This window comes from Streptomyces sp. SP18BB07, assembly GCF_036322545.1.
GTDB classification, from domain to species: domain Bacteria; phylum Actinomycetota; class Actinomycetes; order Streptomycetales; family Streptomycetaceae; genus Streptomyces; species Streptomyces deccanensis.
The window spans coordinates 431,563-445,428 of record NZ_JAQYWT010000363.1 but is presented as its reverse complement, the minus strand read 5'-3'; the positions used below and the strand labels follow the sequence as shown (position 1 = coordinate 445,428).

Genomic DNA, 13,866 nt, shown 5'->3' with positions numbered 1-13,866 from the left:
GCGTGGCCCGGTCAGACCGTGTGCCGGGACGCCCCACCCTCCGCCGGGGTGGACGAGGGGCGCGTACCGAGGGTGTTGAGGACCCCTCGGGTGAGCAGGTACTGCGCCGCCAGATAGGTGAGCATGATCCACAGGTCGGGGCGGGGCGGCTGCGGCCACTCGGCGACACCGGTCGCGATGAGCATGTCCGACACCACGAAGAGCGCACCGCCGAGCCCCGTGACGCTCCCGAGCCGGGCAGCGGCCCACGCCATCGCGGTCAACAGGGCGCTGTATCCGGCGACGGGGAGGCGCAGGTCGGTCGGCAGACCGGGCCACAGGCTCGCGACGGCGACGACCAGGGCGAGGGCGTACGCGGCACCGAACGCCACGCGGTACGCGGTCTGCCCGGACCTGCGGGGTTCGCCGGGTCCGGTGGGTGCGCCGGGTCCGGTGGGTGCGGTGGGTCCGGTGGGTCCGCCGAACAGCACGAGGTAACAGACGTGGCCCACCGCGAAGGAGCCCATCCCGGCGAGGAAGGCCGGTTCGGCGTCGGAGAGGAGCAGCACGTCGCCGCCCCAGCCGCACAGCAGGGCCGCGATCAGCGGTCGGGGGGCGCCGCGCGTGTACGCGTACGCCGCGAGCAAGGGCATCAGCAGGGGCTTGGCGGCGACGTGCCCCGCGTCGAACCCGACGGCCAGGGACCCGAGGTCGACCCCGGCGGCGACTCCGAAGGCGATGAGGAGGACGGCCCCTCTCTCCCGCCTCACGCGACGGTCTTCGAGGGAGAGGGCGAGGGCGAGGAGGACCCCGAGGAATTGGAAGGACCGGAGGAGTCGGAGGAGCCGGAGGAGCCGAAGGAGTCGGAGAGGTCGGCCGGGGACGGCTGTGCGGGCTTCCAGCCGGGGCCCCCGAAGACCCGCCCCGCCCGCTCCCCCCAACCGCTCGCCCTCTTCAGGTCCTTGGCGATGGCGACGTACTCATGGGTGGCGACCCGCAGCGGGTTGTACGTGTCGATGTTCTTCGTCAGGCCGTACACCGGCCGCTCGGTCTCCTCGACGAACGACCCGAAGAGCCGGTCCCAGACGATGAGGATGCCGCCGAAGTTGCGGTCGAGATAACCGCCCTGGGAGGCGTGGTGGACCCGGTGGTGCGAGGGCGTGTTGAAGACGAACTCGAAGGCGCGGGGCAGCTTCCCGATGCGCTCGGTGTGGATCCAGAACTGGTAGACGAGGTTGGCGGACGAGCAGAACGCGAGCGCGGCCGGGTGCACGCCGAGGGCGATGAGCGGGACGTAGAAGGGCCACACCGTCCAGGTCGTCCAGGGCTGCCGGAGGGCGGTGGTGAGGTTGAACTTCCGGCTGGAGTGGTGGACGACGTGACAGGCCCAGAGGATGCGGATCACGTGGTGGCCGCGGTGCGACCAGTAGTAGAAGAAGTCCTGCGCGAGCAGCATCAGCGGGATCGTCCACCACAGGACCGGGACGCGCAGCGGGGTCAACTCGTGGACGGCCGTGTAGACGGCGACGATCGGGATCTTCCAGAGGACGTCGAAGACGAGACTCCCGAGCCCCATACCGACGCTCGTCGCGGCGTCCTTCGCCTCGTACCCCGCGGCATCCTCGTCCGGATGGATCCGGACACTGATCACCTCGATCACGGTGAGCAGCACGAAGGCGGGTATCGACCACAGCACGACATCGGGCAGGTTCGGCATGGGGGCACGGTAGAACCGCTGGTCGACGGGGGCTAGACGTTGTTACTGACAAGTATTTACGGCGGTACGCGCTTGCTTCTTGGCGTCCTCCACCAAACCGGCGGGCGAGGAGGAAGCTGTCGCTCCGTCACTTGACCCGCGTCGGCGCCGGGTAACGAGCTGTCAGTCCCGGCCCGTATCCTCAGGGACCATGCTCGAAGACCACACGACCGCAGCGTCGCAAGCGCCTTGGCCGGCCGCGTATCCCCAGGGGTACGCGGTCGTGGACGTGGAGACCACCGGGCTGGCCCGGGACGACCGGATAATCTCCGCGGCCGTGTACAGACTGGACGCGCGGGGCGAGGTCGAGGACCACTGGTACACGTTGGTGAACCCGGAGCGGGATCCGGGGCCGGTGTGGATCCACGGGCTGACGAGCGATGTACTTGAAGGGGCACCGCTGTTCAAGGAGATCGCGGAGGAATTCTCCTCGCGGCTCGCGGACCGCGTGCTCGTCGCGCACAACGCGGTGTTCGACTGGTCGATGATCGCCCGGGAGTACGCGCGCGCGGAGACCGAGGCGCCGGTACGGCAACGGCTGTGCACGATCGCGCTGTCGAAGGAGCTGGGGCTGCCGCTGCCCAACCACAAGCTGGAGTCGCTGGCGGCGCACTTCGGGGTGGTGCAGCAGCGGGCGCACCACGCGCTGGACGACGCGCGGGTGCTGGCGGAGGCGTTCCGGCCGAGTCTGCGGGTCGCCGCCGCGAGCGGTGTACGGCTGCCGCTGCACGAGTGCCGGCCGCTGACCGAGTGGCGGGACAGCCCCGCCGCGCCACGCATCGGGCAGCAGGCGAGCCACGGTGGCGGCTACGGCGGCGGTTACAGCGGTTACCGGCCCACCAGTTGGCGGCCTTCGCGGAAGCGGCCCGCGTGCCCCTATCCCAACCCGGGGCGGTTCGAGGACGGCAAACCGCTCAAGCAGGGCATGCGGGTCGCCTTCTCCGGGGACACGTCGGTCGAACGCGATCTACTGGAGGACCGCGCGGTCGAGGCGGGGCTGCACGTGGCGACGAGTCTGTCCCGGGTGACCAGTCTGCTCGTCACCAACGACCCCGACTCGAACACGTCGAAGGTCGTCAAGGCCCGGCAGTACGGGACGCCGGTGGTGGACGAGGCCGCGTTCGGGCAGTTGCTCCGCGATGTGGCCCCCGCCGACGAGTGACCCGTACGGACGGGTGATTGCCGGGCGACTCGCCCAGCGTCCGCTCGCCCGCGCGGCGGCGACGGCTCACCCTGTGGCGCATGGCGAGATGCGAAGTTTGCGGCAATGACTACGGAATGACCTTCGAGGTCCACGCCCAGGGAGCGGTGCACGTCTTCGACTGCTTCTCCTGCGCAATCCACCGCATGGCCCCCATCTGCGAGCACTGCCGGGTGCAGATCATCGGCCAGGGCGTCGACGTCGACGGCCACTGGTACTGCGGCGCCCACTGCGCACGCGCCGAGGGGAAGGCGGGCATCGTCGACAGAGTCTGAACACCTGCGAGTGCGCACCCGCCCGAACGCACCCCACGACCGAGTTGTACGGTCGTGGGGTGTACCGCTTCCTGTTGTCCCGGCAGTGGGTGATCCTCGCGCTGCTCGCACTCGTCCTGGTCCCGACCATGGTCAGGCTGGGCATTTGGCAGATGCATCGTTACGAGGAGCGCAGCGCGCGGAACCAGCTCGTCGCCGACGCGCTGGCCGCGAAGCCGGTGCCCGTGGAGCGGCTGACCTCCCCCGGGCACACCGTCACCAGTGCCGAGCGCTACCGCACGGTGACCGCGAAGGGCCGCTTCGACACCGATGACGAGGTCGTCGTCCGCCGTCGGGTCAACGCCGACGACGAGGTCGGCTTCCATGTGCTGACCCCGTTCGCCCTCGACGACGGCAGGGTGCTGCTCGTCAACCGGGGCTGGATCCCCGCGAACGGCCCGAGCCAGACCGCGTTCCCCAAGATCCCCGCGCCCCCCGCCGGCGAGGTCACCGTCACCGGGCGGCTGATGCCCGACGAGACGACCGAGGCGAGCGGTATCAAGGACCTCCAGGGCCTGCCGGACCGGCAGATCATGCTGATCGACAGCGAGCGGGAGGCGAAGCGCCTCGGCGTCCAGGTCCTCGGCGGCTACCTCGCCCAGACCGCGCCCGAGCCCAAGGGTGACACCCCGGAACAGCTCGGCAGCCCCGGCGACGAGAACGCCGCGCTGAACTACGCCTACGCCCTGCAGTGGTGGCTCTTCGCCCTCGGTGTTCCCGTCGGCTACGTCATCCTGGCCCGTCGGGAGCGCCGCGACCGCGCGGAGGCGGCGGCCGCGGCGGAGGCCGAGGGAGAGAAGGAGACGGCACCCACTCCGGTGTAGGTGTCGGCCGGGCTCAGATACGGCCGCGGCCCTCGGCCGAGCGCTCCCGCCAGTACGCGAACGTGCGGCGCGGTTCGGGGAGCAGGTCCCACGGGTGGGTCGTCATATGGCGGCCCAGGCGTTCGAAGACGGGGGTGGCCTCGGCCGGGCGGTGGGCGCGGGTGAGGGCGAAGGCGAGGATGTTGAGGTCGGTGACGGCCTCGGCGTGGGGTGCGGTGCCGACGTCGAACCAGCCTTTGAGCGCGAGGTCGATCTCGTGGACGGACCGGGGCTCGTTCCAGTTCCCGCCGCCCGAGCCGAGGGCGTCGACGGGTGTCGAGCCCTGGCGGTGGGCCATGAGTTCGACGCGGGCCGCCACCGGGAGCAGGGCCAGCGGTGAGCCGTGGGGTGCGCGGGCGGCCGCCTGCCAGGCGAAGTCCATCATGTCGGGGACCGTCCCGTGTCCGCGCGGGGACAGATAGCGCAGCAGCCGGTGGTAGGACGTCCGGAGCCAGGGGGCCCGGTCGACTGCCTCAGTCCACACGGGCACCGCGTCCTTGACCGGTACGGCACAGGTGTCCATCAGGGACAGCAGCGCCAGCCAGGGCGTGGGGTCGTCGGGGCAGGCCTCGGCGGCGCGGAGGCAGGTGTGTTCGGCGCGGCGGACGGCGGTCCGGTCGGTGGCCGGGGCGCGGTGCGACTCGACGAAGGCGCGCAGGGTGAGGGCGTCGCCGTCGTCCGGGCGGTCGGCAGCCCAGCGTTGGGGGACGGCGGCGGGGAGTCGCTGGGCCAGTACGGCGAGGCGGTGGGCCCGGCGGTCCCAGTCGCGGCCGGTGGTGCGGAGGAGGTCGGCGACGGGTTCCCACGGCGGACGGGTGCGGCCGGCGCCGAGGCCGTGGAGCTGGGGGGTGGGGCGGAGTTCGGTCAGCGTCCTGTGCAGGGGGTCGTCGTCGAGTTCGGGACGGATCAGCAGGGAGGGTCGGCGTCTCAGCATCTCTGGATCCGGGGGTGGGAGGGGGTGGGTTCGGGTGCGTTGCGGGTGCGTTGCCGGGTGCGGGTCCGGTGGGGCTTCTCGCGCAGTTCCCCGCGCCCCTGAAAAGCAGGGGCTGCGCCCCCTGCTTTTCAGGCCCGCAGGGCCTGGTCTTTGTCTTTTAGGGGCGCGGGGAACTGCGCGACCAGCCGTCGCTCTCAGCAGCAGCGGCCCTCCGGGTGCTGTTCCCTGTAGGACGTCCGCTGGGCGTCGTACTCCCGGCGGGTCGGGACCGGCGCTGCCGGGTGATGGCGGCGCCGACGCTCGCAGTAGCGGTCGTACTCGGCCTCTCCGGTGAGTTCCCGGAGGTACCAGCGGACCCCTCGCACCCAGCTCCGGACGGTCATCGGCCGGCCCCCACCAACTGCTTCTCGGTGTCGTCCGCGTCGATGCGGGACTCGACGTACGGGGCCTCGGTCGACGGCAGGGGCACCGGGGACCGTACGGCGCGGACGCAGACCACCGCGCAGTTGACCAGCACCGTGAGGACGAGCAGCAGGAAGATCGCCATGATCACGCCGTCGACCGTGTTGTTGGTGACGATCGTGTGCATGTCGTCCATGTTCGTGGCGCCGGGCAGGAGTTCGCCCTTGTCGATGGCCGCCGCGTACTTGTCGCGGAGGGCGAAGAAGCCGATCGCCGGGTTGTCCGAGAAGATCTTCTGCCAGCCGGCGGTGAAGGTGACGGCCACGTCCCAGGCCAGCGGGATGCCGGTGACCCAGGCCCAGCGCAGCTTGCCGGACTTGATGAGGACGGTGGTGGTGACGGCCAGGGCGACGGCGGCGAGGAGCTGGTTCGCGATGCCGAAGAGGGGGAACAGCTGCTTGATTCCGCCGAGGGGGTCGGTGACACCGGCGTAGAGGAAGTAGCCCCAGGCGCCGACGACCAGGGCGCTGGTGATCCAGATGCCCGGCTTCCAGGTGACCCGGCCGATCGGCTTCCAGACGTTGCCCAGCATGTCCTGGAGCATGAAGCGCCCGACGCGGGTGCCGGCGTCCACGGTGGTGAGGATGAACAGCGCCTCGAACATGATCGCGAAGTGGTACCAGAAGGCCTTCATCCCGGCGCCGCCGAAGACCCCGGCGAAGATCTCCGACATGCCCACGGCCAGGGTGGGCGCCCCGCCGGAGCGGCCGACGAGGGTCTCCTCCTCGACGGCCTTGGCCGCTGCGGTGAGCTGTTCCGGGGTGATGGTGAAGCCGAGGTTCTTGACGGCCTCGGCGGCGGTGTCGACCGTCGGGCCGAGCAGCGCGGCCGGGGAGTTCATGGCGTAGAAGAGGCCGGGTTCGAGGACACAGGCGGCGATGAGGGCCATCACGGCGACGAAGGACTCCGTGAGCATGGAGCCGTAGCCGATCATCCGGACCTGCGACTCCTTCTGGATCAGCTTCGGCGTGGTGCCGGAGGAGACCAGGGCGTGGAAGCCGGACAGGGCGCCGCAGGCGATCGTGATGAAGAGGAAGGGGAAGAGGGAGCCCGCGAAGACCGGTCCGGCACCCGTGTGCGCGAACTCGGTGACCGACTCGGCGCGCAGGTTCGGGGCGGCGACCACGACACCGACGGCCATCAGGGCGATGGTGCCGACCTTCATGAAGGTGGAGAGGTAGTCACGCGGGGCCAGCAGCATCCACACGGGGAGCACGGAGGCGACGAAGCCGTAGCCGACCAGGCAGAAGACGAGGGTCTCGGGGCTCCAGACGAAGTACTCGGCGAGCGAGGAGTCCTGGATCCAGCCGCCGCCGAGGATGGCGAGCAGGAGGAGGGCCACCCCGATGAAGCTGGTCTCCACGACGCGGCCGGGGCGCAGGTAGCGCAGGTAGAAGCCCATGAAGAGGGCGATCGGGATGGTCATGGTGACCGAGAAGGTGCCCCAGGCGGACTCGGCGAGGGCGTTGACGACGACCATCGCGAGGACCGCGAGCAGGATGATCATGATGGCGAAGACACCGATCAGCGCGGCGGCGCCGCCGACCTTGCCGATCTCGTCGCGGGCCATCTGGCCGAGGCTCTTGCCGTCCCGGCGCATGGAGAGGAAGAGGACGATCATGTCCTGTACCGCACCGGCGAAGATCACGCCCGCGATGATCCAGATGGTGCCCGGCAGATAGCCCATCTGGGCCGCCAGCACCGGTCCGACCAGCGGGCCCGCGCCGGCGATGGCCGCGAAGTGGTGGCCGAACAGCACCCGCTTGTCGGTCGGGTGGTAGTCGACGCCGTCCTCCAGCCGTTCGGCCGGCGTGGCGCGGGTGTCGTCGACCTGGAGGACCCGGCGGGCGATGAACCGGGAGTAGAAGCGGTAGCCGATCGCGTACGAGCCGAGGGCCGCCATGAGCAACCAGACTGCCGAGATCTCCTCGCCCCGGGAGAGGGCGAGCACGGCCCAGCCGATCGCTCCGACGAGGGCGACGCCTATCCAGAGGGCGATCGATTTCGGTGACATTCGGGATCTTTCCGGCGCCTCGGGACCGGATTCGGGCATGGCTGACGTAGACATGGCGGCTCCTGATTTCAACGGGGGTACGGCAGAGAACAGAAGAAGCGGAAGGGAAGAGGGGGACGGTGCGGCTGCTGCCGCCGGTCAGCGATGTCGGTCGCGGTGCCCGGCGGAGCGCCGCCGGTCCGTCAGCGCGTACGCGGCGAGCAGACAGAGGCCGCATCCCGGGACCCAGGCGAGCTGGTACCAGTAGAAGAACGGCGTTCCCGCGAGCCGTGGCTCCGCACCGGCGTACCAGGGGACCCAGAGCAGTCCCGCGGCGGGCGCGAGGAGCAGTACGGCGATCGCGACGCGCCGTAGCCGGTGGTGACCGGTCCGTGCCATGACCTGCTCTCCTCTCCCGCTTCCTGTGGGTCTGTGCAAGAGTTGCCCACTCCTCGGGATCGGTTGACAGCGAATTTCCAGAAGATTTCGCGCCGATTCCCTGTCATCCGAACCGGCCGTCCACGCAACCAACACGCGAGGGCCGAGGTACACCCGGGCCCAGGCCCACCAAGGACGGTGACCCATGGCGGACGCTGCCATGACCGCGACGTTCCTCGCCGTGATCGGCGGAGCGTCGCTGCTCGCCGTCACCGCGCGCCGGCTGCGCCCCAGCGACCGGCTGCCCTCGTTGGAGGGCTGGGCGCTGGCCGACCGCGCCCTCGGCCCGGTGTGGACCTGGATGCTGCTCGGCGGCACGATCTTCACCGCGTACACCTTCACCGCCGTACCGGGGCTGGCGTACGGCAACGGGGCGCCGGCGTTCTTCGCGGTGCCGTACACGGTGATCGTCTGCCCGCTGGCCTTCGTCCTGCTGACCCGGCTGTGGGACGTGGCCCGGCGGCACGGGTACGTGACGGCCGGGGACTTCGTGCGCGGCCGGTACGGTTCGGCGCCGCTCGCCCTGGTGGTGGCGCTGACCGGGATCCTCGCGACGATGCCGTACCTGGCGTTGCAACTGCTCGGCATAAGGGCGGTGCTGACGGCCGGGGGTGTGTACCCGAAGGGCGCGGCCGGTGATCTGGTGATGGTCGCGCTGTTCGCGGGGCTCGCGGTGGCGACGTACCGGCACGGGCTGCGGGCGCCGGCCGTGATCTCGGCGCTGAAGGCGGTGGCCGTCTTCGTGTCGCTCACCGCCGTGTGCTGGCTGGTGCTGGAACGGTTCGGCGGCCCGAGCGCGGTCTTCACGGGGGCGGCCCGGCGGCTCGGCGGTACGAGCGTCGAGGAGTCCGCGCTCCTCCTGGCGCCCGAACAGCAGCCCGCCTACGCGACTCTCGCGCTCGGCTCGGCGCTGGCCCTGCTGATGTACCCGCACGTGCTGACCGCCGGGTTCGCCGCCGACGGACCGCGCACGGTCCGCAAGGTCGCCGTGGCGCTGCCCGCCTGGACAGGGCTGCTGGCCCTGTTCGGCTTCCTCGGGATAGCGGCGCTCGCCGCAGGGGTCCGGGCCCCCGAGGGCGGTGCCGAGGCGGCCGTACCGATGCTGGTGGACCGGTTGATGCCGGGGCCGCTGGCCGGACTGGTGTTCGGCGCGATCACCGTGGGCGCGCTGGTCCCGGCGGCGGTGATGTCGATCGCGGCCGCCACAAGCTTCGTCCGCAACGTGTACGTCGAGTACTTCCAGCCCACCGCGACACCCAAGCGTCAGGTGCGCATCGCCAAGGTGGTGTCGCTGACGGCGAAGGTGGGGGCGGTGGCGTTCGTCTTCGGACTGCGCGACCAGGACGCCATCAACCTCCAACTGCTCGGCGGGGTGTGGATCCTGCAGATCTTCCCGGCGGTCGCGGTCGGCCTGTTCACCGGGCGGCTGCATCCCCGGGCGCTGCTCGCGGGGTGGGGTGCGGGCATGGTGACCGGCACCTTCCTGGTGGTGCGCGAGGGGTTCTCGTCCATCGTGCTCCTGGGCGGCGGCTCGCTGGAGATCTACGCCGGGCTGCTCGCCCTGCTGCTCAATCTGACCGTCGCCGTCGTCGGCACGACGGTCCTCGAACGGCTCGGTGTCCCGCGCGGCACCGACGCGACCGACCTACCGTCCCGCCTGACCGTCAGGCGGCGCCCCGAGACGGGAGCGAGCAACCCGTGAGACGCAGAACGCACATGCGTGTGCCGGTGGCCCCGGCGGCCTCCGCGCCCCTGACCGCGACCGAGCCCCTGGGACAGGTGCCGGCTCCGGCGGACCCCGTCGACGTGGAGCGCGAGGCGGGTGTCGCCCGGCTGTTCGAGCTGCACTACTCCTCGATGCTGCGACTCGCGGTGCTGCTGGGCGCGGACGACCCCGAGAACGTGGTGGCCGAGGCGTACTACCAGATCTACCGCAAGTGGCGGCGCCTCAGGGACGCCGAGGCGGCGGAGGCGTACCTCCGCTCCACGGTCTGCAACCTGACCCGGATGCGGATACGGCACCTCCAGGTCGCTCGCCGGCATGTGGAGACCCCGGTGGTGGAGGAACCGGTCGCCTCCGCCGAGAGCACCGCGCTGCTCCACGACGACCAGCGGGTGCTGATCGGGGCGCTGCAGCAGTTGCCCGCCCGACAGCGGGAGGCGCTGGTGCTGCGCCACTGGCTCGGGCTGAAGGAGAGCGAGATCGCGGCCGCGATGGGCATCTCCTGCGGCTCGGTCAAGACCCACACCGCACGCGGCCTCGCCGCCCTCACCCAGGCGATGGAGGCCCGGCGATGAACGACACCACCGGCAACGACACCGGTCAGGACCGCACCGAGCGGGAGCTGGCCGCGGCGCTCGCCGCGCTGGCGGGCGGCGTGCACGCGGCCCCCGACGCGTACCGGACGGCGCGGGGGGACTGGCTCCGCCGGGAGCGCCGGCGGCGGCTGGTGCTGGCCGTCCTGGTCCTCGTCGTCTTCGCCCTCGCCACGCTCCTCGGCCTCTGGGTCCTGAACCAGGCCCCGTCCGGCTCCGGGGTGATCTTCTCGGGGGTGGGAGGGACGACGGCGGGGACGGGACCGGGCTGACGGGGGCGCGTCGCTGGAAGGGGCGGTGGGGGCGCGTCACCGGAGGGGGTGCGATCGCCGTGCGCGTCTGCGGGTCGTGCGTGGCTGGTCGCGCAGTTCCCCGCGCCCCTGGAAAACGGGCTTCGCCCTCTTTTCCCTGGCCGGACTGATCACCCCCCGCTCCGGGAACCCGATCCCCCGTGCATCCCCACATCGAGGACTACGCCCTGATCGGCGACCACCAGACGGCCGCGCTGGTGAGTCGCCACGGTTCCATCGACTGGCTCTGCCTGCCGCGCTTCGACTCGGCCGCGTGCTTCGCCGCGCTGCTCGGTGACGAGGAGAACGGCCACTGGAGGATCGCGCCCGACGAGGGCGGCACCTGTACGCGGCGCTCCTACCGGCACGACACGCTCGTGCTCGACACCGAGTGGGAGACGGACGAGGGCGCGGTACGCGTCACCGACCTGATGCCGCAACGCGACCGCGCGCCCGACGTCGTACGGATCGTGGAGGGCCTGTCCGGCCGGGTCACGATGCGCAGCACCCTGCGCCTGCGGTTCGACTACGGCTCGGCGGTTCCCTGGATGCGCCGGTCGGACGGCCACCGCGTGGCGGTCGCCGGCCCCGACTCGGTGTGGCTGCGCAGCGAGCCCCGGGTGCGGTCGTGGAGCGAGGACCGGGCCACGTACGCGGAGTTCACGGTGGAGCCGGGCGAGAAGGTCGCGTTCGTGCTGACCTGGCACCCCTCGCACGAGCCCCGCCCCCGTCTGGTCGACCCCTATGAGGCGCTGCGGTCGAGCCTCCACGACTGGCGGGCCTGGGCGGCGCGCTGCCGGTACGACGGTCCGCACCGGGACACCGTGGTCCGCTCGCTGATCACCCTCAAGGCCCTCACCTACGCCCCCACCGGTGGCATCGTCGCGGCGGCCACCACCTCCCTGCCCGAGGAGATCGGCGGCGTCCGCAACTGGGACTACCGTCACTGCTGGCTGCGCGACTCCACCCTCACCCTCGGCGCGCTGCTCTCCTGCGGCTACCAGGAGGAGGCCGAGGCCTGGCGCGACTGGCTGCTCCGCGCGGCCGCGGGCGACCCGGCCGACCTGCAGATCATGTACGGCCTGGCCGGGGAGCGCCGCATCCCCGAGTACGAGCTGCCGTGGCTGTCCGGGTACGAGGGCTCGCGCCCGGTCCGGGTCGGCAACGACGCCGTACGGCAGTTGCAGTTGGACGTGTACGGCGAGGTCATGGACTCCGTGTTCGTGTCACGGCGTGCGGGCCTGCCCGACAAGCCGGACATGTGGCGGATGCAGTGCGCGTTGATGGAGTATCTGCGGACGGCCTGGCGGAAGCCGGACGAGGGTCTGTGGGAGGTGCGCGGGCCGCGCCGCCACTTCACGCACTCCAAGGTGATGTGCTGGGTCGCCGCCGACCGGGCCGTGCGCACCCTGGAGGACGACCCGACCCTGACCGGCGGCGACCTCGAAGGCTGGCGGGCCCTGCGCGACGAGATCCACCGCGAGGTCTGCGAACGCGGCTACGACGCCGACCGGGGCACGTTCACCCAGTCCTACGGCTCGCGCGAACTCGACGCCGCGCTGCTGCTCATCCCCCTCATGGGCTTCCTGCCGCCGGACGACCCCCGGGTCGTCGGCACGGTCGACGCGATCCGTGAGGAGCTGTGCCACGAGGGGTTCGTCCGCCGTTACAGCGCGGACCACCTCACCGCGGAGACAGGCTCCGTCGACGGGCTGCCGGGCGGCGAGGCCACGTTCCTCGTCTGCTCGTTCTGGCTCGCGGACGCCCTGCAGCTGACCGGCCGCACGCGGGAGGCGCGCGAGCTGTTCGAACGACTGGTGGGGCTGGTCAACGACGTGGGCCTGCTCGCGGAGGAGTACGACCCCGTCGCGGGCCGTCAGCTGGGGAACTTCCCGCAGGCGTTCAGCCACGTCGGTCTCGTCGGCACCGCCCTCGCCCTCTACGACGGGAAGAAGGCAGGATAGGGGCCATGGATCTTGGGCTGAAGGACCGTGTCTACATCGTCACCGGGGCGACCCGCGGACTGGGCAACGCCGTCGCGCGGGAACTCGTCGCCGACGGCGCGAGGGTGGTCGTCACGGGCCGCGAGGAGGAGAGCGTCAGTGCGGCGGCCGCGGCGCTCGGGGCACACGCGGTGGGTGTCGCCGCCGACAACGCGGACCCCGAGGCCGCCGGGCGGCTGATCGCCGCCGCCCGTGACCACTTCGGGCGCTTCGACGGCATCCTGGTCAGCGTGGGCGGCCCGGCGCCCGGGTTCGTCGCCGACACCACCGACGAGCAGTGGACCACCGCCTTCGAATCGGTGTTCCTGGGGGCGGTGCGCCTGGCGCGGGCCGCGGCCGAGGAGTTGGGCGAGGGCGGCGTGATCGGCTTCGTGCTGTCCGGGTCCGTGCACGAGCCGATCCCCGGGCTGACCATCTCCAACGGGCTGCGGCCGGGGCTCGCCGGGTTCGCCAAGTCGCTGTCCGACGAGTTGGGGCCGCGCGGCATCCGGGTGGTCGGCCTGCTCCCGGCCCGTATCGACACGGACCGGGTGCGGGAGCTGGACGGGATGTCGGCGGACCCGGAGGCGACGCGGGCGGCGCACGAGTCGCGCATTCCGTTGCGGCGGTACGGGCGACCGGAGGAGTTCGGGCGCGCGGGGGCGTTCCTGCTGTCTCCGGCCGCTTCCTATCTGACGGGGATCATGCTGCCGGTCGACGGTGGGATGCGGCACGGGTTCTGACGGTCGACGACCACCGTCAACTGACCCTTTCCGCACGGTGTCTGGCCCCTTGCAGCCGGACCTCCGCCGGGAGCGCGGCCAGTCCCGCCGACTCCCTGGCGTGGGCCAGCGCCTGTGTCGTCAGCGTGTGCAGGGCGTCCCCCGGGTTCACATGGGGCTGCAGGAGGAGGCGGACCCGGGCCTCGGGGGCGTTGCGGCGGCCGGTCAGGCGGGCGTGAGCGCGTTCGACGCCGTCCGATTCGGCCGCCTCGGCGGTGAGCACGCCCTCCAGCGCGCGGCCCCGGAGCAGCGCGCCCTCGCCGTCGCCGGTGTCGACGAGCACCTCGGCGAGGCGGTGGCGGCGCAACACGGCCGTGAGCCACCACAGGGCGAGCAGGACGAGGACGGCGAGCACGGCGATCACCGCGGGCCACCACCACCCCGAGTCGTGCCAGCGCGTCCGGTCGGCGTCGCTGAGCAGCACGTCCTTCCGGCCGTCGTAGGGCGACCAGGAGGGCGGGTCCGCGCCGAGCCCGACGGCGAGGACGGCACCGCCGACCACGAGCAGGACGAGCCCGACGACTCCGAGCAGGACCCGGTTGACGATCCTCAGCAT

15 protein-coding genes are annotated in these 13,866 nt (G+C 71.6%); 8 read left to right on the top strand and 7 right to left on the bottom strand.

Annotated features, from left to right (window positions below; genetic code table 11):
- Window positions 1–11: 11 nt before the first annotated feature.
- Complete coding sequence (locus PUR53_RS43170) at window positions 12–749, bottom strand: lysoplasmalogenase (RefSeq protein ID WP_329899286.1); 738 nt, start codon at window positions 747–749, stop codon at window positions 12–14.
- Window positions 746–1,696 (bottom strand): sterol desaturase family protein, encoded by a 951-nt coding sequence (locus PUR53_RS43165; protein WP_329899285.1) that lies wholly within the window; start codon window positions 1,694–1,696, stop codon window positions 746–748. Before PUR53_RS43165 ends, PUR53_RS43170 begins: the two co-directional genes overlap by 4 nt.
- Window positions 1,697–1,886: 190 nt before the next feature.
- Here PUR53_RS43165 and PUR53_RS43160 point away from each other — a divergent pair, with 190 nt between their 5' ends.
- The 3 genes from PUR53_RS43160 to PUR53_RS43150 all read left to right on the top strand — a co-directional run bounded on the left by PUR53_RS43160 (window position 1,887) and on the right by PUR53_RS43150 (window position 4,074).
- Complete coding sequence (locus PUR53_RS43160; protein WP_329912155.1) at window positions 1,887–2,897, top strand: DEDDh family exonuclease; 1,011 nt, start codon at window positions 1,887–1,889, stop codon at window positions 2,895–2,897.
- A gap of 80 nt (window positions 2,898–2,977) precedes the next feature.
- A complete protein-coding gene (locus PUR53_RS43155; RefSeq protein ID WP_239753165.1) occupies window positions 2,978–3,211 on the top strand; it encodes a hypothetical protein in 234 nt (77 codons plus the stop codon).
- 59 nt (window positions 3,212–3,270) lie between these two features.
- On the top strand, window positions 3,271–4,074 hold the full coding sequence (locus PUR53_RS43150) for an SURF1 family cytochrome oxidase biogenesis protein (RefSeq protein WP_329899283.1): 804 nt from the start codon (window positions 3,271–3,273) through the stop codon (window positions 4,072–4,074).
- Between the two features lie 13 nt (window positions 4,075–4,087).
- Here the strand turns inward: PUR53_RS43150 and PUR53_RS43145 are convergent, their stop codons facing one another.
- The 4 genes from PUR53_RS43145 to PUR53_RS43130 form a co-directional block, all read right to left on the bottom strand.
- Complete coding sequence (locus tag PUR53_RS43145; RefSeq protein ID WP_329899282.1) at window positions 4,088–5,047, bottom strand: hypothetical protein; 960 nt, start codon at window positions 5,045–5,047, stop codon at window positions 4,088–4,090.
- A 194-nt stretch (window positions 5,048–5,241) separates the two neighbouring features.
- The gene (locus tag PUR53_RS43140; RefSeq protein ID WP_329899281.1) at window positions 5,242–5,430 is read right to left on the bottom strand and encodes a YbdD/YjiX family protein; all 189 of its coding nucleotides are present in this window, start codon (window positions 5,428–5,430) and stop codon (window positions 5,242–5,244) included.
- Window positions 5,427–7,577 carry a carbon starvation CstA family protein gene (locus PUR53_RS43135; protein WP_329912154.1) on the bottom strand — a complete coding sequence of 717 codons (2,151 nt, stop codon included), beginning with the start codon at window positions 7,575–7,577 and terminating at the stop codon, window positions 5,427–5,429. The genes PUR53_RS43140 and PUR53_RS43135 overlap by 4 nt, the downstream gene beginning before the upstream one ends.
- 84 nt (window positions 7,578–7,661) lie before the next feature.
- Complete coding sequence (locus tag PUR53_RS43130) at window positions 7,662–7,901, bottom strand: DUF3311 domain-containing protein (protein WP_329899279.1); 240 nt, start codon at window positions 7,899–7,901, stop codon at window positions 7,662–7,664.
- Between the two features lie 184 nt (window positions 7,902–8,085).
- Between PUR53_RS43130 and PUR53_RS43125 the strand changes: the two genes are divergently transcribed.
- The 5 genes from PUR53_RS43125 to PUR53_RS43105 all read left to right on the top strand — a co-directional run bounded on the left by PUR53_RS43125 (window position 8,086) and on the right by PUR53_RS43105 (window position 13,271).
- A complete protein-coding gene (locus PUR53_RS43125; RefSeq protein WP_329899278.1) occupies window positions 8,086–9,642 on the top strand; it encodes a sodium:solute symporter family protein in 1,557 nt (518 codons plus the stop codon).
- Entirely contained in the window at window positions 9,639–10,238 is a 600-nt protein-coding gene (locus tag PUR53_RS43120; protein WP_329899277.1) for a sigma-70 family RNA polymerase sigma factor, read from the top strand. Before PUR53_RS43125 ends, PUR53_RS43120 begins: the two co-directional genes overlap by 4 nt.
- Window positions 10,235–10,528 (top strand): hypothetical protein, encoded by a 294-nt coding sequence (locus PUR53_RS43115; RefSeq protein WP_033529192.1) that lies wholly within the window; start codon window positions 10,235–10,237, stop codon window positions 10,526–10,528. Before PUR53_RS43120 ends, PUR53_RS43115 begins: the two co-directional genes overlap by 4 nt.
- 179 nt (window positions 10,529–10,707) lie before the next feature.
- On the top strand, window positions 10,708–12,510 hold the full coding sequence (locus PUR53_RS43110) for a glycoside hydrolase family 15 protein (RefSeq protein WP_329912153.1): 1,803 nt from the start codon (window positions 10,708–10,710) through the stop codon (window positions 12,508–12,510).
- A 5-nt stretch (window positions 12,511–12,515) separates the two neighbouring features.
- Entirely contained in the window at window positions 12,516–13,271 is a 756-nt protein-coding gene (locus PUR53_RS43105; RefSeq protein WP_329912152.1) for an SDR family oxidoreductase, read from the top strand.
- Between the two features lie 16 nt (window positions 13,272–13,287).
- Here the strand turns inward: PUR53_RS43105 and amaP are convergent, their stop codons facing one another.
- Window positions 13,288–13,866, bottom strand: coding sequence for an alkaline shock response membrane anchor protein AmaP (gene amaP, locus PUR53_RS43100; protein WP_329899274.1), 579 nt, complete (start codon window positions 13,864–13,866; stop codon window positions 13,288–13,290).

Bases quoted from the DNA above. Each gene is read 5' to 3' on its own strand.
- PUR53_RS43165 (WP_329899285.1), bottom strand. From the start codon at position 1,696: ATGCCGAACCTGCCCGATGTCGTGCTGTGGTCGATACCCGCCTTCGTG.
- PUR53_RS43160 (WP_329912155.1), top strand. From the start codon at position 1,887: ATGCTCGAAGACCACACGACCGCAGCGTCGCAAGCGCCTTGGCCGGCC.
- PUR53_RS43155 (WP_239753165.1), top strand. From the start codon at position 2,978: ATGGCGAGATGCGAAGTTTGCGGCAATGACTACGGAATGACCTTCGAG.
- PUR53_RS43145 (WP_329899282.1), bottom strand. From the start codon at position 5,047: ATGCTGAGACGCCGACCCTCCCTGCTGATCCGTCCCGAACTCGACGAC.
- PUR53_RS43140 (WP_329899281.1), bottom strand. From the start codon at position 5,430: ATGACCGTCCGGAGCTGGGTGCGAGGGGTCCGCTGGTACCTCCGGGAA.
- PUR53_RS43135 (WP_329912154.1), bottom strand. From the start codon at position 7,577: ATGTCTACGTCAGCCATGCCCGAATCCGGTCCCGAGGCGCCGGAAAGA.
- PUR53_RS43130 (WP_329899279.1), bottom strand. From the start codon at position 7,901: ATGGCACGGACCGGTCACCACCGGCTACGGCGCGTCGCGATCGCCGTA.
- PUR53_RS43125 (WP_329899278.1), top strand. From the start codon at position 8,086: ATGGCGGACGCTGCCATGACCGCGACGTTCCTCGCCGTGATCGGCGGA.
- PUR53_RS43115 (WP_033529192.1), top strand. From the start codon at position 10,235: ATGAACGACACCACCGGCAACGACACCGGTCAGGACCGCACCGAGCGG.
- PUR53_RS43105 (WP_329912152.1), top strand. From the start codon at position 12,516: ATGGATCTTGGGCTGAAGGACCGTGTCTACATCGTCACCGGGGCGACC.
- amaP (WP_329899274.1), bottom strand. From the start codon at position 13,866: ATGCTGAGGATCGTCAACCGGGTCCTGCTCGGAGTCGTCGGGCTCGTC.